This is a genomic window from Photobacterium swingsii, from assembly GCF_024346715.1.
GTDB lineage: Bacteria > Pseudomonadota > Gammaproteobacteria > Enterobacterales > Vibrionaceae > Photobacterium > Photobacterium swingsii.
Genome location: NZ_AP024853.1, coordinates 836,436 through 858,094 on the forward strand (window position 1 = coordinate 836,436; position 21,659 = coordinate 858,094).

20 protein-coding genes are annotated in these 21,659 nt (G+C 43.0%); 12 read left to right on the plus strand and 8 right to left on the minus strand.

The annotated features are described in order from the left end of the window. Positions 1-127: 127 nt before the first annotated feature. Complete coding sequence (locus OCU77_RS21110; protein WP_048900520.1) at positions 128-1,015, minus strand: LysR family transcriptional regulator; 888 nt, start codon at positions 1,013-1,015, stop codon at positions 128-130. Positions 1,016-1,173: 158 nt separating this feature from the next. Between OCU77_RS21110 and OCU77_RS21115 the strand changes: the two genes are divergently transcribed. Then, positions 1,174-2,151: a zinc-dependent alcohol dehydrogenase family protein gene (locus tag OCU77_RS21115; protein ID WP_048900519.1), complete on the plus strand. Its 978-nt coding sequence runs from the start codon at positions 1,174-1,176 to the stop codon at positions 2,149-2,151. Between the two features lie 58 nt (positions 2,152-2,209). Here OCU77_RS21115 and OCU77_RS21120 read toward each other — a convergent pair whose 3' ends face one another. Next, the gene (locus OCU77_RS21120; protein ID WP_048900518.1) at positions 2,210-3,121 is read right to left on the minus strand and encodes a LysR family transcriptional regulator; all 912 of its coding nucleotides are present in this window, start codon (positions 3,119-3,121) and stop codon (positions 2,210-2,212) included. 210 nt (positions 3,122-3,331) lie between these two features. Here OCU77_RS21120 and OCU77_RS21125 point away from each other — a divergent pair, with 210 nt between their 5' ends. Beyond that, entirely contained in the window at positions 3,332-4,528 is a 1,197-nt protein-coding gene (locus tag OCU77_RS21125) for a glycine C-acetyltransferase (protein WP_048900517.1), read from the plus strand. A gap of 26 nt (positions 4,529-4,554) precedes the next feature. Then, positions 4,555-5,586: an L-threonine 3-dehydrogenase gene (gene tdh, locus OCU77_RS21130; RefSeq protein WP_048900516.1), complete on the plus strand. Its 1,032-nt coding sequence runs from the start codon at positions 4,555-4,557 to the stop codon at positions 5,584-5,586. Positions 5,587-5,682: 96 nt separating this feature from the next. On the opposite strand, the gene OCU77_RS21135 is transcribed toward tdh, so the two are convergent. From OCU77_RS21135 to OCU77_RS21145, 3 genes are all read right to left on the minus strand, one after another. Next, positions 5,683-5,967, minus strand: coding sequence for a hypothetical protein (locus OCU77_RS21135; RefSeq protein WP_048900515.1), 285 nt, complete (start codon positions 5,965-5,967; stop codon positions 5,683-5,685). A 197-nt stretch (positions 5,968-6,164) separates the two neighbouring features. Further along, a complete protein-coding gene (locus tag OCU77_RS21140) occupies positions 6,165-6,701 on the minus strand; it encodes a type II secretion system protein (RefSeq protein WP_084711883.1) in 537 nt (178 codons plus the stop codon). A gap of 160 nt (positions 6,702-6,861) precedes the next feature. Continuing rightward, positions 6,862-7,152 carry a GNAT family N-acetyltransferase gene (locus OCU77_RS21145; protein ID WP_048900514.1) on the minus strand — a complete coding sequence of 97 codons (291 nt, stop codon included), beginning with the start codon at positions 7,150-7,152 and terminating at the stop codon, positions 6,862-6,864. Positions 7,153-7,254: 102 nt separating this feature from the next. Between OCU77_RS21145 and OCU77_RS21150 the strand changes: the two genes are divergently transcribed. The 7 genes from OCU77_RS21150 (at position 7,255) to OCU77_RS21180 (ending at position 15,994) form a co-directional block, all read left to right on the plus strand. Continuing rightward, positions 7,255-7,887, plus strand: coding sequence for a 3'-5' exonuclease (locus tag OCU77_RS21150; RefSeq protein WP_048900513.1), 633 nt, complete (start codon positions 7,255-7,257; stop codon positions 7,885-7,887). A 265-nt stretch (positions 7,888-8,152) separates the two neighbouring features. After that, a complete protein-coding gene (locus OCU77_RS21155; protein ID WP_084711880.1) occupies positions 8,153-9,037 on the plus strand; it encodes a tetratricopeptide repeat protein in 885 nt (294 codons plus the stop codon). A gap of 408 nt (positions 9,038-9,445) precedes the next feature. Beyond that, positions 9,446-11,416, plus strand: coding sequence for a BCCT family transporter (locus OCU77_RS21160; protein ID WP_048900512.1), 1,971 nt, complete (start codon positions 9,446-9,448; stop codon positions 11,414-11,416). A 211-nt stretch (positions 11,417-11,627) separates the two neighbouring features. Continuing rightward, positions 11,628-12,359 carry an SDR family NAD(P)-dependent oxidoreductase gene (locus tag OCU77_RS21165; protein ID WP_048900511.1) on the plus strand — a complete coding sequence of 244 codons (732 nt, stop codon included), beginning with the start codon at positions 11,628-11,630 and terminating at the stop codon, positions 12,357-12,359. 113 nt (positions 12,360-12,472) lie between these two features. Then, positions 12,473-12,904 carry a hypothetical protein gene (locus OCU77_RS21170; RefSeq protein ID WP_048900510.1) on the plus strand — a complete coding sequence of 144 codons (432 nt, stop codon included), beginning with the start codon at positions 12,473-12,475 and terminating at the stop codon, positions 12,902-12,904. Between the two features lie 103 nt (positions 12,905-13,007). Beyond that, positions 13,008-14,248 (plus strand): IS3 family transposase gene (locus tag OCU77_RS21175; RefSeq protein WP_390624771.1). Its coding sequence is split into 2 segments (ribosomal slippage): positions 13,008-13,380 and positions 13,380-14,248, totalling 1,242 coding nucleotides; the frame shifts between segments, so codons are not numbered across the junction. Positions 14,249-14,473: 225 nt separating this feature from the next. Then, complete coding sequence (locus tag OCU77_RS21180; RefSeq protein WP_107302615.1) at positions 14,474-15,994, plus strand: endonuclease/exonuclease/phosphatase family protein; 1,521 nt, start codon at positions 14,474-14,476, stop codon at positions 15,992-15,994. Between the two features lie 150 nt (positions 15,995-16,144). Here the strand turns inward: OCU77_RS21180 and dbpA are convergent, their stop codons facing one another. Continuing rightward, on the minus strand, positions 16,145-17,533 hold the full coding sequence (dbpA, locus tag OCU77_RS21185) for an ATP-dependent RNA helicase DbpA (RefSeq protein WP_048897674.1): 1,389 nt from the start codon (positions 17,531-17,533) through the stop codon (positions 16,145-16,147). Between the two features lie 313 nt (positions 17,534-17,846). On the opposite strand from dbpA, the gene OCU77_RS21190 reads away from it, so the two are divergent. Both OCU77_RS21190 and OCU77_RS21195 read left to right on the plus strand, forming a co-directional pair. After that, positions 17,847-18,398: a hypothetical protein gene (locus OCU77_RS21190; RefSeq protein WP_048897635.1), complete on the plus strand. Its 552-nt coding sequence runs from the start codon at positions 17,847-17,849 to the stop codon at positions 18,396-18,398. Between the two features lie 130 nt (positions 18,399-18,528). Then, positions 18,529-19,071 (plus strand): hypothetical protein, encoded by a 543-nt coding sequence (locus OCU77_RS21195; protein ID WP_048897634.1) that lies wholly within the window; start codon positions 18,529-18,531, stop codon positions 19,069-19,071. A 4-nt stretch (positions 19,072-19,075) separates the two neighbouring features. Here OCU77_RS21195 and OCU77_RS21200 read toward each other — a convergent pair whose 3' ends face one another. Together OCU77_RS21200 and OCU77_RS21205 are read right to left on the minus strand one after the other, a co-directional pair. Then, positions 19,076-19,687 (minus strand): DNA-3-methyladenine glycosylase family protein, encoded by a 612-nt coding sequence (locus OCU77_RS21200; protein ID WP_048897633.1) that lies wholly within the window; start codon positions 19,685-19,687, stop codon positions 19,076-19,078. A 113-nt stretch (positions 19,688-19,800) separates the two neighbouring features. After that, on the minus strand, positions 19,801-21,651 hold the full coding sequence (locus tag OCU77_RS21205; protein WP_048897632.1) for a beta-ketoacyl synthase: 1,851 nt from the start codon (positions 21,649-21,651) through the stop codon (positions 19,801-19,803). Positions 21,652-21,659: the final 8 nt, after the last annotated feature.

Consider the following 21,659-nt stretch of genomic DNA (forward strand, 5'->3'; position numbering starts at 1 on the left):
TTGATACTAATTGTGATGCTTATGCCAGATATTGAAATATAAAATATCAAGGTAAACAAATAACGAACAATTAAATCCTTTATGGATTAAATATTGCCACCTTCTCACTTTTAAAGTGAGTCAAATATTACCCATCAATATGCAAGCTAATAAAATCAATGAATACCCGTATTTTTGGAGAAACCAATTCACGCTTTAAATAAAGCGCATAGGTAGCACTCATTACATCATAAGGACTAAAAACAAAATCGGGCAATACTTGGATCAGAGTACCGTTACGTAACTCATCATGCACGGCCCATAATGGTAATAACGCCAAACCAGCGTGATTTAATACCAACTGCTTTTGACCATTCACCGTATTAATCGTCAAATTTGGGTTTATTGTTAAGCGTGTCGGTACGTCATCTTCCATTAAGAACCAATCTCGCCATCCTGCGTAACCATAGCGAATACAATCAAAATCAATCAATTGTGTGGGCGACTTCAGTGCTTCTTTACCTTCCAGATATTCAGGAGATGCGCATAATAAAAAGTTATTATCGGCTAAACGTTTCGCAATTAAATTGGAATCAGGTAAACGTCCACTGCGAATGGCGATATCTATATTTTCATCAACAAAATCAACAACACGCTCTGTTAACTCAAGCTCAACGTTTATCTCTGGGTATTGCTGACGAAACTTCGTTAACAAAGGCAGGACAACACACTCACCAAACCCTACCGTCATACTGACTTTCAAATGCCCTCTTGGGCTTTCTTGAAGATCATTAACCGCCTTTTTTGCTTCTTCAAGCTCTGCAACCACACGCTGAGAATAACGATAGAACGTCTGTCCTGCTTCTGTTAACCCAACACTTCGTGTCGTTCTGTTTAATAAACGCACACCCAACTCAGACTCTAAAGCAACTAACTGTCGAGAAATAGAAGATGGCTGAATATCAAACAGTCGACTGGCCTCAGAAATACTGCCGGTCTCAACAACACAATTGAAATACTGAAGCCGAGTGATCATGCCATTACACCTACATTTATGCTTAATTCTGAGTTAACCCTACCCATTTATTGCTTATAAAGCAAAACAGACTTGTCTATAGATGTATTTTTGTTTTTTACGCAAAACGTATGATGGCTTCCATCGAAACGAACAAAGTCACCTATAAGGCAAATATTATGAAAGCAATGGTTGTTCACACATTAGGCGCTAGCGACGTATTCCAACAAGTCGATTACCCGATGCCAAGTATCAAACCCGGCCACCTTGTTATTGAAGTGAAGGCCACCAGCGTTAACCCACTGGACACCATGCTCCGCTCTAGCGATACACCTTGGTCCGAAAACTTACCAAGTATTCTTCATGGCGATGTAGCAGGTATAGTGACCGAGGTAGGTGAAGGGGTAAGCCAATTTAATATTGGTGATGAAGTATATGGCTGTGCAGGGGGGATTGCAGGTACAGATGGTGCACTTGCCGAGTACATGCTGGTAGATGCAGACCTAATCGCATTAAAACCCAAAACACTGTCAATGCGTGAAGCAGCTGCGCTCCCTCTCGTTTCTATTACAGCATGGGAAGCACTGCACGATAAATTAAAAGTAAAAGCCAATGATAATGTGCTTATTCACGGTGCAACAGGTGGTGTCGGCCACGTCGCGATTCAACTTGCGAAACATTTTGGCGCGAACGTTTCTGCGACATCAGCGCCTCAGAACCTAGCCATAGCACACCAGCTTGGTGCAGATAACATCATTGATTTCACGCAATCCAGTGTTGCTGACTATGTCGACCAGTACACAGATGGAGAAGGATTCGACGCAATATTCGACACAGTTGCAGGCGATAATATTCAGCGTAGCTTTGAAGCTGCCCGATTCAATGGTGCTGTCGCAACAACGCTACCCATTGCAGATGTACTACAAGTCGCACTAAAAAGCCTCAGCTTCCATAGCGTGCTGATGTTGATCCCACTGGTACATGGTAAAAACCGCGCCAGCCACGGCCAAATATTAGCCAACATTGCCAAGCTCGTAGACAATGGTGAGATCAAACCGCTGCTAGACGAAAAACGTTTTTCAATCTGGCAAGTCGCTCAAGCTCACCAACATTTAGAGTCTGGCACCGCTGTAGGAAAAATCGTACTAGAGATGTAAGCCCCTATATAAAATCAGGGCTAAGAACTGGATTAATAATAAGGTAAACGCGCTATCTTTATAGGGGTAAATGCCTGCTCATATAATCAATAAATACCCGTAAACGTGCTGGCATATATTTCGTTTGCGGGTATTGCATGGCAATCGCACCATGATAATTACTTTTAATGGTCCAATCGCTGAGAACGGGTACGACAGCACCTGACGCTAACGCATCCGCTATCACAAAATCATGGAAAATACCGATCCCTAATGCATTTTTAACTCCATTCAGTCGCATTTGTGAATGGTTCACGGCATAGCGACCACTGATCGCAACCGTGTGAAACTCATCATCTTTCAAAAAGTCCCAAATATGATCACGCTCGGTTTCAGCAAGGTATAAACAATCATGCTCAACCAACTCAGTGGGATGACGAGGAAACCCTTTCGCCTCGATATAAGCAGGACTCGCGCACAGCACTAGGTTCGTTTTACCAATTTCCTTCAACACCAAATTTTCATCAGGCTTATCCGTTAGCTTAAACGCAACATCAACATTGTGTTTAAACAAATCAATATCCCCATCGGCGGCACGCAATTTTAACTGAATTTCAGGGTAGCGCTTTAAAAAGGGAACAACAAACGGCTGTAGTACCGAGTTTAAAAAAGCCTCTGGTGCCGCAACCGTGATTGAACCCGCAGGTTCTGTGTGATCTGAGGTAGATAACTCAACTGCCTGTTGGGCAGCATTTACCATCAAAACACTCTGATCATAAACCCGCTGTCCTGACTGGGTGATAATGAGCTTACGGGTAGTACGCTCAAACAATTTCACGGATAGGGCTTTTTCTAAACGTGTGATCAATTTACTCAAAGCCGATGGCGTTACATTCAGTTTTTTGGCTGCTGCAGTAAAACTCCCTTCATTCACAACTAGAATAAAAGCGGCTAAATCGGGTAATAACGCGATGAGTTTGGTACTAATCATGATGTTCTGTGCTCTACGTCTCAGTACACATTTTTATTTGTGCCTTGGATTCATTAATGTTTTTCCATCTTGAGGGATAATCCTCTTAATAGCAATGAATTAGAATGGTGGAATAGCTGACAAACGCTAGGTATTAGCATTTTTAGCTGTCCCTACAACACAGTAACGACCAGGACGTTACTACTATAATGACTAGGAAGGAATAGGATTATGTCCTCTGCATTCTATCAACAGATCCAGAATCAAATTGAAGAAGTAAAAAGTGAAGGTTTGTACAAATCTGAGCGCATCATTACTTCAGCTCAAAAAGCAGCTGTTTCAATCTCGACTGGCGAAGAAGTACTTAACTTCTGTGCGAACAACTACCTTGGCCTTGCTAACCACCCTGAGCTTGTAAAAGCAGCAAAAGCAGGTATGGATGAGCATGGTTTTGGTATGGCATCTGTACGCTTTATTTGTGGTACACAAGATTCACATAAAGTGCTTGAAGAGAAGCTATCTACCTTCCTAGGTAAAGAAGATACAATTCTTTACACATCATGCTTTGATGCCAATGCGGGTCTTTTCGAAACCATTCTTGGTAAAGAAGACGCTATCATTTCTGATGCCCTAAACCACGCCTCTATCATTGATGGTGTTCGTCTATGTAAAGCGATGCGCTTCCGTTACTCGAACAACAACATGGAAGAGCTAGAGCAACAACTGATCGCCGCAAAAGAAGCAGGCGCACGTCACATGCTTATCGTGACTGACGGTGTATTCTCTATGGACGGCGTTGTTGCAAACCTTCCAGCTATTTGTGACCTTGCAGATAAGCACGGCGCATTAGTGATGGTTGATGATTCTCACGCTGTGGGCTTCATGGGCGAAAACGGTGCGGGTACACACGAATACCACAATGTTATCGACCGTATCGATATCATCACTGGTACCCTAGGTAAAGCTATGGGTGGCGCGTCAGGCGGCTACACATCAGGCAAAAAAGAAGTGATCGACTGGCTACGTCAGCGTTCTCGTCCTTACCTATTCTCTAACTCTGTTGCTCCTGCAATCGTTTCAGCTTCAATTCGTGTACTTGATTTGCTTGCTGAGTCTGGCGATCTACGTACACAACTATGGGAAAACGCAACGCATTTCCGTACTCGTATGGAAGCGGCTGGCTTCACTATGGGCGGCGCTGATCACGCGATCATTCCAATCATGCTAGGTGATGCTAAAGTAGCAGCAGAATTTGCTGAGCGTTCATTGGCGAAAGGCATCTACGTAGTAGGTTTCTCTTTCCCTGTAGTACCAAAAGGTCAGGCACGTATTCGTACCCAAATGTCTGCAGCACATACCCGTGAGCAACTTGATCGCGCAATTGATGCGTTCATCGAAGTTGGCCGCGATATGGCAATCATTAAATAATCACAGATAGTAGTAAGGGAAATAACATGAAAATTAAAGCTCTGTCTAAATTGAAGCCAGAAGAAGGCATTTGGATGACCGAGGTTGAAAAACCTGAAATGGGTCATAACGATCTGCTTATTCGCATCAAGAAAACAGCTATCTGTGGTACTGATGTTCATATCTACAACTGGGATGAATGGTCACAAAAAACAATTCCAGTACCTATGGTTGTAGGCCATGAGTACGTAGGTGAAGTAGTAGGTATTGGCCAAGAAGTTCGCGGCTTCAACATTGGCGACCGCGTATCTGGCGAAGGTCACATCACATGTGGTCACTGTCGTAACTGTCGTGGCGGCCGTACTCATCTTTGTCGTAACACTACAGGTGTTGGTGTAAACCGCACTGGTGCGTTCTCTGAGTTCTTGGTAATTCCTGCATTCAACGCATTCAAAATTCCTGCAGAGATCTCTGATGATCTAGCATCTATCTTTGACCCGTTTGGTAATGCTGTTCACACAGCACTGTCTTTTGACCTAGTGGGTGAAGACGTACTGATCACAGGCGCTGGTCCTATCGGCATCATGGCAGCTGCAGTTGCACGCCACGTAGGTGCACGTCACGTTGTTATCACAGATGTGAATGAATACCGTCTAGATCTTGCTCGTGAAATGGGCGTAACACGCGCTGTTAACGTTGCAAACGAGAAGTTAGAAGACGTAATGTCAGACCTTGGTATGACAGAAGGCTTCGATGTGGGTCTTGAAATGTCTGGTAACCCATCAGCATTCAACAGCATGCTAACCAGCATGAACCACGGTGGTAAGATTGCCCTACTAGGTATTCCACCATCAGATATGGGTATCGACTGGAACCAAGTGATCTTCAAAGGCTTGGTGATAAAAGGTATCTACGGCCGTGAAATGTTTGAAACATGGTACAAAATGGCAAGCTTGATCCAGTCAGGCCTAGACCTAGCACCTATCATCACTCACCACTACAAGATTGATGACTTCCAAGCTGGCTTCGATGCAATGCGCTCAGGCAAATCTGGTAAAGTAATCCTAGATTGGGAATAAGCCTGTACAGGTTTAGCTCTAATCTCGATTAAAACATCAAAGCCCCTGTACCACTAATCCTCGTACAGGGGCTTTTCATTACTTAGCGTACAAGCCTTACTTCTTAATTGCCGCTTTTAGATACTTATAAGCTTCAGAAAAGAAGAAATAAACCCCTCCAGCCTCTGTTGAAGCCGCGTACTCCTCTGTTAAGTAACCAAAGTTAGACTTAAACTTCTCTATCGCTTCTTCTTGAGTATCAGCGTAGATATAGTCGCCTTCCACCTCAAAGCCTTGTTCAAGTAATTGTTCTTTTTCTTCTAAGAAGGTCTCTGATTCAGGGTTTAAAAATGTAAACGCCTTTTCGTTGTCACCTTGACGGAAAAACTGAAACTTAGCCATATCAACACTTTCCTTCTGTACAATAAGTTATCGTTAAAGTGATTTTAAAGGGAAAGGAAACTAAGTCAGTCTCATAACATTAGAAGTAAAATAGCGCTAATCAGACTGCTTGGGAAGGGTTATTAAAGAATGGTGCAAAAAACAGGAATCAAAAAAGCCAGATGAATGCATCTGGCTTTTTTCTTACTATCGACAACTTATTGGCAAGGTGTGATTTCTAAACGGTAGGGCTGATCTATAGCTTTGCTTGCATAGTATTTGATATAGCAATTTTCATTCTTTAATGACTCGATATTACCATTGATAGTTTTCTCAACATTATCAGATGTAGTAATTGTTACCGAATAATCTTGATTATCAGATGCAGTGCGAATTAATGCCCAGTCCTCTTTTCCATGACGGTCACCTAAATGATCTACCAAGCTCGTCATCGTTGTTGAGTCTGGTGCTGGATAACCGTATCTAAAATCGCACGAAACGCCACTTTCACACTTAGGGATTGGTACAGTTTGCTTTTTATTATCAAGCTGAGGAACTTTCTCCAAACCATGCATCGCCAATACGCCATACCCCATCTCTAAGGATGAAGCAATTGCCCCTTTCATTGCCTGTAAGGCTGAGTTTCGCGCGTCGACTTGCATGTTCATAAATCGAGGAGCCGCCGTAACGGCTAAAATGCCAAGAATGACAATCACCACCACTAGCTCTATTAGAGTAAAACCTTTACTTTTCACACCAGTTCTCGACAAAAATTTGACAGGTGGTAATTCTATGCGTTTAAAAGCACCAGTCAATACTCATGAGGAATAAATACCGATCAAGATCACGTCATTATGGATTAACTTTTGTAATTTATAAATCACTCATAATCATGTACTTATCTTGTAAATAACGTTACTTACTCACCAGTAAATGTTGCCATTTTTCATGCTTGTTGAGGTAATGAACAACGTAGCTACAAATAGGCACAATAAGGAAACCATCAGATTCGATTTTCGGTAAAACGGCTTCCATCATCTTCCCACCAGCACCTTGCCCCCGTAAAGCATCAGGCACCGAGCTATGGTCCACATGCACTACATTCCCGACACGTTTGTAACTCAGCTTCCCCCAGCAATCAGGAGCTAATTCGATGCGGTATTCCTGACCTTCATGATCATGGATAACACTCAGTTGCTCTGCCATAACATTTATCCTTCTTTTGTATGCTAGGTTTATTCGTTTTTGCCTCTCGGCTGTGTATCTATATAATATCGAACATCTAAACGTAGTGAACAAGTGAATATAATGGCTAACTCTCTCGCCAATAGCGTCGTCGTACTCGATTTCGAAACAACAGGCCTTTCGCCTAACCAAGGCGATCGCGCTATAGAAATTGGTGCAGTTAAATTAGAGAACGGTATTGTTACAGGGCAGTTCCAGCAACTCATGAACCCAGGTCGCCGCGTCAGTAGCTTCATTGAAGGCTATACGGGGATTACCAATGCAATGCTAAGTAGCGCCCCTTCTTGCGAACAAGTAATGGACGAGTTTGCAGATTTTATAGGTGACGCCAATCTCGTTGCACACAATGCGTCTTTTGATCAGCGCTTTTTGGATGCTGAACTCGATATTATCGGCCGTCAATATGGTGGCAGCTTCGCTTGTTCTATGCTTATCGCACGTCGTTTATATCAATCCGCACCTAATCATAAATTAGGCAGCCTTGTTGAATATAAAAATATAGAAACAGACGGCGTTTTTCACCGAGCATTAGCGGACTCAGAAATGACGGCAAAGCTGTGGATTCAGATGCTTGAGGATCTTCACCTCGACTTTAAAATTCAGCAGCCTAGCTTTGAGTTAATGCAAAAAATAGCCAAAAAGAATAAAGCCGCTGTACCTATGTTTTTATACCGAGAGGCGAAAAACTTAGCCTAAAACACAAACAGCCATGAATCCCCCTAAAAAGTAACGCTATACCAACCCGCCAAATAAAGCGTATTGACTACAAATAGTCCCTGAAAACATCAGGGTACGAACTTGAAACGTCAATACGTCTTAACTACCTTCTAGTTATGAACTTATTAACATCTTAATACAAACCCCACTGGCAACTTATGGACTCTCGGGCATAAACATCGATACTCATGCTGATAATCTGTTAGGGTGTGTACGCACTCAACATCAGAAGTAGGACGCTACAATGCAACTAAGACAATGGTTTCTAACCGTTTGCCTGATAGGCATCACCCTTCCCACCCTTGCTGAATCTAACCAAGATAAGCAGCAAGAACCTAAGAGTGAGCCGCCCTATTCTGAGCTCAGCATATACGACAAACCCCTTATGGAGCGCTATGTTTTAGATGAATTAAAAACATTGCGTGCAAATCAGCAAGATCTTGAGCGCCGCATGATCATAGAAATCACGGATCGAGAATTAGCTGTTGCTGATAAATCACTAAACTACGCTAACGTCACGGTAACTTATTTCTTCTATATCATTGCAGGTGTCGCCTCTCTGATTGCGCTTATAGGTTGGCAATCATTACGAGAGATGCGTGTAAATACCAAGAAAATGGCGGATCAACAGCTACAAGAAATCGCTGAACAATATGAGAAAAAATTCCAAGCATTAGAGCGCGAGCTTCGCCGTAAAACACGAAGCATCAGTGACAACAACAAAGAAATTGAGAAAATTAACGAGGTTCATAACCTCTGGCTTCGCGCACAAAACTTCCAAAATCCAGAGCAAAAAATGGAAATCTATGATGAGATTCTAAAAATCCGCCCTGGTGATTTAGAAGCCTTAACCCACAAAGCCGATGCCGCAATGGAAATTCGCGAGTTCCACTGGGCACTCAGTTTATGTAATCGTGTATTGGAAGTTGATGACTCCAATGCGCACGCGCTTTATCAACGTGCTTGTGCCTATGCCCGTCTTGGCGTAGACGAACAAGCTATCTCTGATTTAGAGCGCTCTATTGCAGAAAGCGCCCTCATGCGCGATCTTGCCGCAGACGAAGCCGATTTTGAAATGCTACACGGCAATGAACGATTTGATTTATTGATCGCCGCAACTGAGCTCTAACCCCCCATCAACGACCTAATCATCTCAGCAGTATCCCTATGAATTTTATAGTGATACTGCCAATTCCCTCTTTGCCATCCCATTGCATCCTCACTCACGGCTCTCTTTAACATTCAACGCATCGAACTCTAAGTAATTAGCTAGTTATTTTCTTCCTGTTACACATCATCAACACCCAAACACCCACAACTACACAGCATTTAATTTGCTTAAACCCTAAATTGTAACGAATCATTCACCTCAATTTCTTTTGAACTCTAAACAATTAGTTGTTAGCATACTGTCAAATTGATAACTAACAGGAGAAAATCATGCGCATTTTGCGCTCACTGGGTGCGGCCAGTTTCATCGTCGAATAGGCTCGACACAAGAAGGATAAGCCCGTAACAATGTCATATCGAAGGATGTATGAGTTTTCAAAAAGATATCAATAAACCCGTTTTTTTCATTTCACTAGTAATCATTGCATTACTTTCATTTGTCGGCGTACTTTGGCCTGACTCCGCACAAAATTATTTTGGTGCGATACAGAAGTGGTTCGTAACACAAGCAAGTTGGCTATACATTTTATCTGTCGCCATCTTTCTAATTTTCCTCGTATTCGTCATGTGCAGTCGCATGGGCGATATCAAACTGGGCCCCGATCATTCCGAACCTGATTACACTTTTGGTTCTTGGGTAGCCATGCTTTTTTCTGCAGGCATGGGGATCGGTCTAATGTTTTTCGGCGTGGCTGAACCAGTCATGCACTTTATGTCACCACCTGTTGGTGATCCGCAAACGGTTGAAGCTGCTCGTGAAGCCATGAAGATCACTTTCTTCCATTGGGGCTTACATGCTTGGGCTATCTATGCCGTTGTCGCACTTTCACTCGCGTACTTCTCGTACCGCCATAAGCTACCGCTGCTACCACGCTCAGTATTACACCCTCTGATCGGTGATAAAATTTATGGCCCAATTGGTCATGCTGTCGATATCTTCGCCGTCATCGGTACGCTCTTTGGTGTAGCAACATCGCTTGGCTTTGGTGTCATGCAAGTTAATGCTGGCTTCAATTACTTATTTGGCTTGCCGCAAACGACCGAAGTACAAATGGGGTTAATTGCTGTCATCACCTTGTTTGCAACAGTATCCGTCGTGTTGGGTCTTGATGGGGGTATCAAACGCCTGTCAAACATCAATATGTCATTGGCCATCCTGCTAGTCACTATTGTCATTATTGCTGGTCCAACGGTACTTATTCTGCAATCGTTCGTCCAAAACACAGGCAGTTACTTAAGCGATATTGTGAATAAGACTTTTAACTTATTTGCTTATGCACCTAAAGAAGATTGGATCGGAGGTTGGACGCTATTGTACTGGGGTTGGTGGATTTCATGGTCACCATTCGTCGGTATGTTCATCGCGCGCATTTCACGTGGTCGTACTATTCGTGAATTCTTGATCGGTGTACTACTGCTACCATCACTATTTGGTTTCCTATGGTTTACCGCTTTTGGTAACACAGCTATTGATGCAATCATGAATCATGGCGCGACTTACCTCAGCGAGGCTGTTAGCAGCAACGTACCCGTTGCACTGTTTAAGTTCTTCGAACACATGCCACTGTCTAGCCTACTATCCATGGTTGGGGTTTTACTGGTTATTACCTTCTTCGTGAGTTCATCGGATTCAGGCTCTTTGGTAATAGATACCCTAACCTCTGGTGGTGCAGAAGAACCGCCTGTATGGCAACGTATTTTCTGGGCATTAACTGAAGGTTTGGTCGCAGCAGCTCTTCTTGGTGCTGGTGGTTTATCCGCCCTGCAAACCATGACGATAGCCAGTGCTTTTCCTATCATGATCCTACTTTTGGTATTCTGTTACTGCTTGTTTATTGCATTACGTAACGACTATCTACTGCAATCGAGTGTGCAAAACCACAACACATCGGTGCAATACACGAAAGCAAGTGTAAGCTGGAAAGATCGGATTTCTTCGTTGGTTAACCACCCGAAGAAAACAGAAGCAAAAGCCTTTATTGATGATACGGCGAAACCTGCACTGACATCGTTAGCGAACGAAATGAAGAAACAAGGTTTGGCTGCCCGCATTCAAATTCTAGATCCAGAACGTGTACGTATGGTGATAGAGAAAGAAGGTGTTGAAGATTTTGCTTACGGTATTCGTCTACGCCGCTTTGTACTGCCAACCTATGTTAACGAAGAACAAAGCACCTACTACCGTGCAGAAGTCTTCTTGCTACAAGGTGGGCAACAATACGATGTATTAGGTTATACCCAAGAACAAATCATTGCTGATGCAATTACCCAGTATGAACGTCATATGCACTTCCTGCACTTGGCAACATCTGAAAATGTTGCAAGCAAAGTCGGCTAACAACCTTTCCCAGTTATATAACTAAATATTAAGCCCTCAATATTACGGTATTTACCTTTCGTATTGAGGGCTTTTCTATATCAAGATGTTTACTCTGCGCCTCCTAACAGCCAAGTAAGGTGATGTTTATTTTCATCAACTAATGAACTGTTTCCCATGCTTACCAGTATGAGTAATTACATGATTTAATGTTTGTCAGGTAATAGATAGCATGCACATTTTGATTATTGGCGGCTCAGGTGGGATTGGATCTGCTCTGATTGCTCACTTTCGCACACTTTACCCAGCAGCGACGCTTTACGCCACATACCGAACAGCGATTCCCACTACCTTCAAGCACAAATCATCACAAAGCCTCGATACCAAGTTGCACTGGTTAGCACTTGATGTCACCTCAGAAACAGAGATAAAAAACCTTGCAGAGCAGTTACCTCAACTCAATGCCATCATCAATACTGTCGGTATCTTATATGATGATGCCCATACGCCAGAGAAAACGGTGAATGAATGCGATCTTGCGTTTTTTCAAAAAAACATCCAAACAAATGTGACACCAAGTATTTGTATTGCTAAATATTTTTCTCGCCATCTAAAGGCTTCAACACCTACTTTTTTTATCGCTTTATCAGCTCGAATAGGCAGCATTTCAGACAACAATCTTGGCGGATGGATCAGCTACCGAACCTCTAAAGCAGCATTGAATATGGCCATGAAAACCATCAGTATTGAATGGCGGTATAAGCTCCCACATTGTTGCGTGGTTGTTTTTCATCCAGGTACTACTGATACCTCATTTTCCAAACCTTTTCAGCGCAATGTCCCTACATCACAACTTCACTCAGCAAAAACAACTGCAATTCGGCTCGTCGCACTGATTGAACAATTACGCCCCGAAGACTCAGGAAAATTTTATAGCTATGACATGGAAGAAATCCTCTGGTAATACATCCAAGTTCATTTTTACTTTTTCAGTCAACCATCTGCATTGTTTAATTTAACAACGTTCAGTTGCTGCCGCTTTATATAGCTATAGAGCATACAAAAAGAGCAAAAAAAATGGATGTAACAATGAGCCCCTCTATGTCGATTCTTGACTATCAGCAAGCACACACAAACAGCCCATCCGCCACAAACACGCATCAGTTAGTTAAACCTATTGTAGAAAGTAGCAAAACGACGATTCATGCAATCGATCATAATAAAAATCTTCATGCGCAAATGAAACGTACCGCCGAAAAAGCAAAACAAGCCTTAACACCAGAGGAGAACCGAAAAGATGAACTCCAAAAACTTAAAGAGCGACTCAATGAGAAAATTGAAGAGCTTGTAAAGCAAATAAAAAACTTATCTAAATTCGATAGTGAAGCGACCAAGCAGTTAAAAGAATCATTCCAGTCCCAACTGATACAAGTTCAAGGACAACTTACAAAAGTAATTGATGAAGAAAGAAAATTATTAGAAAAAGAGGCTAGAAAACAGGGTTTGTAGCATAACCAATACTCACCGCTAAGCATAAAGCCACTTTATAAAAAGTGGCTTATATTTAAAGTTTGTCCCGTCCTGAAATGTGTTTACACATTGAGGACTAATGATGACCATTCCAAATAAACACTACGTTAAGCGCACTCAGCGTGATTACACACTAGGCTTTAAATTACAGGTTGTAGACGCCATCGAAAAAGGCGACATGACCTATAAACAAGCCCAATCAATTTACGGCATACAAGGTCGTTCGACCGTTCTTACTTGGTTAAGAAAGCATGGAAAATTGGATTGGACTACCTGTCCAAGGAAGAACACGATGCCAAAGTCACCAAGAGCGAATGAAACGCCGGCCCAGAAAATAAAACGACTTGAACAAGAGCTCGAAGATGAACGCCTTAGATGTCTTCTTCTCAACAGAGTTGTCGATATTCTTGACGCTGAGCATGGGATGTCGCTAAGAAAAAAGTATATAGCGAAGGAGCAAGAAGCCTTCAAAAAGAGAGGAAAGTAAGCTTAAGTAAAGCTTGCTCATTGCTCGATATATCTCGTCAATGTGTCTATCAGAGAGAAAAGCGTGAGGCAACTCGTCAGGCTGAGCTTGCTCCTGTGAGAGGAATGGTACTGGAACTAAGACGCTTCATGCCTCGACTAGGAACTCGTAAGCTCTATTTCTTACTGAAACCTAAGCTGATAGCCAAGGGAATAAAACTTGGTCGTGATGCTTTGTTTAATTACCTCAGAGAAGAACGCTTACTCGTTAAGCCGAAACGGAGTTACACCAAAACAACGAACAGCAGGCACTGGATGAAAAAACATCCGAACTTGCTAAAAGAAGTCGTTCCGTCAAAACCAGAAGAGGTTCTGGTGAGCGACATCACTTATGTTCAGTCGAGCGAGGGCGTTCACTACTTATCATTAGTTACCGATGCCTTCAGTCGTAAAATTATGGGGTATGAAGTCAGTAATGAAATGAAAGCGAGTGATGTTGTGAAGGCTTTAGATATGACGCTAAAGACTCGATGTTATCGTCATGCGACAATCCATCATTCAGATAGAGGACTTCAGTATTGCTCTAGCCTTTATCAAGAGAAGCTTAAAAAGCATGGCATAATACCATCAATGACGGATGGATATGACTGTTACCAAAACGCGTTAGCTGAGCGGGTCAATGGTATCCTCAAGCAAGAGTTCTTGCTTACTCAGTGCAAAGGTCTTAACGAGTTAAAAACGCTTGTTGAAGAGTCTATATATACGTATAACGAAATGAGGCCGCATCTTAGCCTTGGCATGGATACGCCAAATAAAATGCATGAAAAAAGCCAGCAACTTGCGTTACTGGCTTACTAAAATCGTCAACGTATTTTAGGACGAGACAGTTCATAACTACATCCCTCCCCCACCCACCCCACATAATAGTGACTACTCCAGAACATTTACTCATGTAACAGTTAGATGAAAAGGACAGTAAGTTTTCGTTATGCGTCTCCCTGCTATTTGTTGGTAGCTACGTGATAACAATGTCATGCTCTTTGCTTAATCTATGGGCACATTCATTCACTCATAGGCATAAAGATGAAAACACATACACTTGCAGGGTTGGTTTTAGTTACAACTTTAATGGGTTGCAACAATGATGATGACTCATCAAACGTTAAGCCCAAAGAAACAGAAATCACCAAGCTCAATATTGTCACCGCTAACCTTTGGCTGAGCTTAAGCCAAAATTTCAATCATAAAAGTGCGTTTCACCGTGCCATTGAAGAATTTAAATATGCAAACGCTGACATTTTATTATTGTCAGAAGCATCAGGAATCAGCGCGCGCCTCGCTGAAGCTTTGGGAATGTACTATTGGCAAGGCGATGATTCCCATACCACGACGGGAATTTTATCTAAGTACCCTATAAAATCTGTTTTCAACGATAAACCCGAAGCTAACTATGATCAAAGTGGCAATATTGGGGCTGTACTTGATGTAAATGGACGTGATGTGGTTGTTTGGGCAAACCATCTCGATTACACCCATTACATCACCTATGATGCACGAGGTGGAAACGGCGTATCTTGGCAAGCCCATACTGGCTGTTTACCCATCTCTGATACCGCTCAATTAGATGCCATGAACGCGCAATCAAAACGCCCAGCGCAAACACAGTACATGCTCGACAAACTTGCCCCCTATATTGCCGATGGCACCCCTATATTCATTGGTGGTGACTTTAATGAGGCGTCAGGGCTCGATTGGACAGCAGACACCGCCAATATGTTCGATCATAAAGGCACAATTTACGATTTCAGTACACACAAAATGATCCGTGAGGCAGGACTTATTGATTCTTACCGTGCACTTTTTCCCAACCCCGTCTCTCATCCCGGTATTACTTGGCCTTTCCATATAAAAGATAGTTGGACACAAGGTGCTTCCTATAGCCAAGAGTGTGGTCGAACTTTAGACGATCGCGACCGTATTGATTACATCTATCATAGTGCTAACCATAGCGACCTTAAATTACTCGACGCATCGATTATTGGCCCTCGCCCAAACACCTACTTCAAAGGCCCTCATGGTGAAGATGATACTTATCAATGGAGCGACCCACATTCAGGGATAATGGTAAACACAGAGGGAACACCGTTTTATGGTGAACGAGATTTTGTCTCTGATCATTTATGGTATAAAACCACTTATCAAATTGAAACGCCAAAAGATTCTACAGCAACAACATCCCTGAATCTCAACCCAGAGTTCTCCAACATTTCCCTACGAAATGACGGCTCAGATCTTGCCATTGATTTCACCCTTTCAAACTTCCAATTGTGGCAGGAAAACCGGACTTATCGCTTAGTCGTGTCTGGTGACTCCACGTCATCACGTACCAATGGCTGGCAAAGCGAAGTGCTTACCAGTAAACCAAATGGAAAAATGACGGTCATAGTCCCACCATCAGTACTGACAAAACTAAAAGCCGAAGCCCCTCTTCATAAAGGGCTTCAGCTACGAATAAAAAGTGCCATTGGGGGCTGGCATAAGCAATATGCAGTAAAAACAATCTCAACTGAAGAAATTGAGAAAGTCATGACTATCCCAAGCTAATAATCATCGATAGACAGCACAAATAATGAAAGAAACAGCTAATAAAAAACCCCAAATACACGTCTGTGTGTTTGGGGTTTTATTCTGAACTTTGTCACTCACCGCTAGCCTGACAGGTATTTACAGGCTAAATCATGTTTTACCGCTCGATTAGCGGTTAATAGGGCGTACGCGGAAGCTACGTCCTTTCATTTTACCTTTTTCTAGCTTACGCAAAGCAGTGCGGGCAACATCACTGTGCACCGCAACATAAGCGCGGTTATCGAACAAATGAATCTTACCAACTTGTGAACCGTTGATACCATTTTCACCCGTTAACGCACCAAGAATATCACCAGCACGCACTTTTTGTTTTTTACCACCATCAATAAGCAGTGTCGTCATTAATGGGCGGCGTGTTGGCTTGTCTAACAAGTCCATAGCCGGTAATTCTTCACCGTGAATTGGACGGTCAAGGTAATCTTCAAGCAGTGCAACCTTGTAGTGCTCTTTATCGCTAAACAGTGAACAAGCAATGCCTTTGCTTCCCGCTCGACCTGTACGGCCAACACGGTGAACGTGTACTTCAGTATCACGCGCAATGTGATAGTTAATCACAGCATCCAGTGAATCAATATCAAGACCACGTGCCGCTACGTCTGTCGCAACCAAAATAGAAGCACTCTTATTAGCAAAGCGCACTAAGGTCTGATCTCGCTCACGTTGCTCTAAATCACCATGAAGTGCGACAGCACTAAAGCCATACATATCTAGCGAGTCAGCAATTTCTTGCGCTTCACGCTTGGTGTTACAGAAAACAACGGTTGATTCTGGTTGGTGCTGTTGAAGTAGAAGACGCAATGCCGTCATGCGGCTTTCATTATCATCCACTTTGAAAAAGTGCTGCGTGATACTGCTGTTGTCGTGGGTTGATTCCACTTTCACCATTACCGGCTCATGCATAATATCATCAGCAATTTCTTTAATTTGCTTTGGATACGTCGCACTAAATAGCAAGGTTTGACGATCGCGTGGCGCTTCATCAACAATCGCATCAATAGAAGATTGGAAGCCCATCTCCATCATACGATCAGCTTCATCAAACACTAGGGTATTTAATTCTGCTAAGTTTAAGAAACCTTTGCGGATGTGTTCTTCTACACGACCTGGCGTACCTACAATGATGTGAGCACCGTGTTCTAATGAGCCAATTTGAGGGCCAAACGGCATACCGCCACAAAGTGTCAATACTTTAATATTATGGATAGTACGTGCTAACTTACGGATTTCTTTAGCAACTTGGTCAGCCAACTCACGGGTTGGGCACAAAACCAAGGTTTGCACGCGAAAACGCTTAACATTCAAATTAGAAAGTAAACCTAAACCGAATGCAGCAGTTTTACCTGAACCAGTTTTCCCCTGCGCAATCACATCTTTACCTGCCAACATATGTGGCAGACTTTGCGCTTGGATTGGCGTCATCTCGGCATAACCCATAGATGATAAGTTTTCCAGCAAAGCAGGGTTCAGTTCAAGTGTAGAGAAGGCGGTCTGGCTCAAGGTCATGTCCTATCGTATAAAGAGTTAGGATGGATAATTTATGGATTATTCCCATTAAAGGCTGCGCACAATACCAGTTTGCAGTGTGCAAGCATAGTAGCAGAACGTTTTTATCCTTGCTGTTTTACTACTAACACGAACAATAGCAGAAGAAAACAACATGTATGACACGAAACCTCACACTTTAACTTACGAATTAGCTTCACACCCACTGCACAAAACTGCCTCTAAACTGTTTAATTATCTACCAGAAATATTATGTTCTATGTCATAATGCAGATAGTTATAAATCAAACAATATCTGTTATTACTCATGCGTTCTTTTCGAAATTCTTGTTCACTGTATGCTATTGGTTTATTCGCCATTTTTACGATCCCCCATGCCAATGCTAATAACTTTTCATACAATTATGTTGAAGCGCAGGTAATTACTGATCCTGGTGGTATTGGCATAGCAGGTAGTATTCCTTTCCACGAACACGCCCATGTTGTTTACAACGCACAAACGGCTTTTAATTCAGATTGGTTGCTCACTGGTGGCGTTGGTTTTAATGCCCCTATCGCAGATCGTGCTGATGTACGCGGATATTTGAAAGCGCACTCACGCAAAAACGATGAAACAACAGGTGACTGGGGCGAGACATTTTCAGAGTTCAGCATCGATTTTTCTATTTGGGCAAATCAACAATCTGAAGTTGGTGCATCAATTGGCACCTATTTCATGCCAGAAGAGGAAGAGATCGATAAATTCCACCTCTTCTATCGTTATCATGCCACTAGCGCTATATCCATTGGTGTTGAACTTCACCTCAGCGGCTTAGATGATGGGCAAATGTTACTATCAGCCCGTTACCCACTCGGTTAAGTGTCCCCAGAAAAACCCTAAACTCAAAGTCTCAGCTATTAAGAAGCAGCATAATGCTTACTAATGGCTGATTTTTTGGCTTGATACATATAAACTACAAATCTAAAAATAAATAAGATTTGATTTAATTATGTATAAAGCTGTCACCTCCCTACTATTAACCTTCGTCTATATTATTGCTCCTGCTACTGCACATGCTAATAATTTTAATTACAATTACGGAGAGGTTCTTGTTCCGATAAATCCAGGTGGCCTTGGCTTAGGCGGTTCAATGCTGATCCATCAAAATGCCCACATTGTTGCAGAAGCACGAAGTGCATTCGAAAATGATTGGTTAATAACAGCGGGTGCAGGTTTTAATGCGCCGATATCACAATTTGCGGATCTACGTGGATATTTAAAAATACATTCGCAAAAGAACAAAGAAACAACAAATACCTTTGGCCGCTTTTTTACCGAGTTAAGTCTCGATGCATCGACATGGGTTAACCCTGTTTCAGAGGTTGGCGCAAGTGTGGGTTCTTACCTTATTTCTGACGATGATAAAAAATTAAAACTTCAAACTTATTATCGCTTTCACCCAACACCTACATTCTCATTTGCCGCTATCTTAAATATCAGCGGACTGGAAGATGGTCAAATCATGCTATCAGCAAGGTACCCATTAGGGTAAAACACTAAGCAGGCGCACCACGGTAGTAATGCCATAAAAATAAAGAGCCAACTGTTCTCCATGGTGCCCATGCGGTAACTATTGTGCGTGCCTCTTTTGCTGTGGGCTTTTCATCAAGCCCTTTTAGCCGCCCTAATGCCACTTGTAAAGCTAAATCATCCGCTGGAAACACGTCTGTTCGTGTCAGTGCAAACATCAGAAATATCTCTGCACTCCAGCGACCAAAGCCTTTTAAGGCCATGATCTTGGTTATCGCTTGCGCATCATCTAAGGTGGCAAGTTGCTCGATATCTAATTGCCCATCACAAATTGCTTGTGCTAGCCCGCGTGTATAAAGCACCTTTCGGGCAGATAAGCCAGCTTCGCGAATACTTTGTTCACTCAAGCTTAAGTAATGCTCAGGGGTCACCGTCGGCATCAGTGCGGTGACGCGGGTCATAATGGCTTTTGCGGCATGAGTTGAGATTTGCTGGCTGACCACTATCGACAACAGCGAAACAAAATGTGGCGTTAGCGATCGCGGTGGCGGGTTTCCATATTCCTGCCATGCCTTCGCAATATCGGCATCAAGCAAAGCTAACTCTGCCATTCCCTGTGCTATCAATTTTTCATCCATTCGCTTTACCCTTTCATAACGGCCTCATTCAACTCAATCTAGCGCACTGGCTTTAAATAGCAAAAAGCCATGCTAAGTCTCCTTAACATGGCTTTTATACATCAATTTTGCGCTTACGCGTAATCGCTATACGGATTCTCAGTTGGTAATTGGATCGCTTGGCCAAATGCTGACAAATTCATACTTTCAGGCGTCATAGTGATTGAGCTTTCATCCATCACATTTTCACCAAAATCATAGCGAATATTTTCTGCCCCGTGGCAAGCTGCTTGGTCTTGCTGAACCACAGCTTGGCTGATAGGCACGTTTTTCGCTTGGTATTGAGCAAAAGCCTCGGCTCCATACTTTTTCACTAACATGTCCGCAGTTTGAGCAGGTGAAAGTACTAAGCCCGTTGCATTATTTCCGCCAAAGCCTTTTGCATTCAGAATAACGGCTTTGTAGTCTTCGCCCTTTTCACCGGCAAATTGGTGATTAGTCAGAATATTGAGGTTTGACTGGTGCACATCTTCAGCAATGTGATCAATCGAAGTAATGCCAGGAACCCAGCCATACTGCCACACCCCTAGCGATGCAATAAGTTGATCGCCAGCTGCCGCGCCCATAGAGTGCCCAAGATAAGATTTCACTGCGGTTACAGGCCACTGCGCAATATCAAATGTCTTCGCTACTTCGTTTAGAATATGACTTTCTGTTACACGGTTTTGCGGCGTCCCTGTACCATGCGCTTGTACATACGTTTGTTTCACGCCTTGCTCGCCCAAAATGGCTTTGGCAAGTGCTGTCGCTTTTGCTACCGTGACATAGTTACCCACGCCCGGTGCCGAGATCGACTTTTTATTTCCATCGGCATTCACAAACACATCAGCGACAGAGCCATAGATATTCATGCCAAGAGATAGCGCGAGTTCATCATCCATCAGCACCACAAATTGTGATGACTCAGCCATAGTGAAACCTGCGTTGCTTGAAAATGGACGACACGCACGGCGATTATCCACGGTTTCACTTTGATCCAGCGCTTTAATTTGTTCGTCTTCTGCTAGCGCACCCATCACACGGAAGCCTTCCATCACTTCAGCCACTACAGGCGCTTCAGCATTACCGACGATGACAACCTTCGCTTTACCGTGCTGAATGTCGTACATCCCTTGGCGCAGATTATAAAGGAAAGTCGCACAAGCGCCCATATTGGTGCCCGTTGTACCCACGCTATTGATCATGTAGCCATTGATAAAGTCTGCAGGCATTTCTGCAAAAGAAAGCGCCATCATTTTTGAGCTCACACGGCTGCCAATCAAGGGCGCAGCGATCATGCCAGAGAGTGATTGATCGTCAATTTGGCCTAATGCACTCCCTGCATAAACAGAGACTTCGTCTGGCTGGATGTGTTTTAAGATTTCTTGCCAATCAACACCCATAGAGTTCAGTGCATCAGATGCACCGTAAACCGTTAGCTTTAAGCCACGAGGGTGAAAACGTGAATTATATAAACTACCCGGATCAAAACCTGCAGGGATGTTGCCACCACTGGTTACTGGATAACTTGTACGATCTTCTAACAAGGCAGCAAGATCACCTGTGACTGTGATTTTCACTTTGCTACCTTGCGGCTCTAGCGACCAGTTTTCTGGAATATTCGTTGGCAGCTTTGATTTGCGCACCGTGAACGTCATGGTATCGCTACCACTGTTAATCGTCGCTTTGTACTGGTGCAAAATATTGTCAGGGTCAAATGAATCAATACGGCGGATTAGTGTGCCCGCTTTAATCGCTTCAATAAGCTCATCGGTAAGATTATCTTCTTGGCTTAATCCCATTCGACACGCAAGATCTTGCCATGTTGATGCCATTACATCAGCAGATAATACATCCGACACCATACGCTTATAACTATGGAAACCAGAACTACGACCAGCAGCATTAATGCCACCAAAACCCACGATAAGCGGTAACTTTGTCATTTGACGCC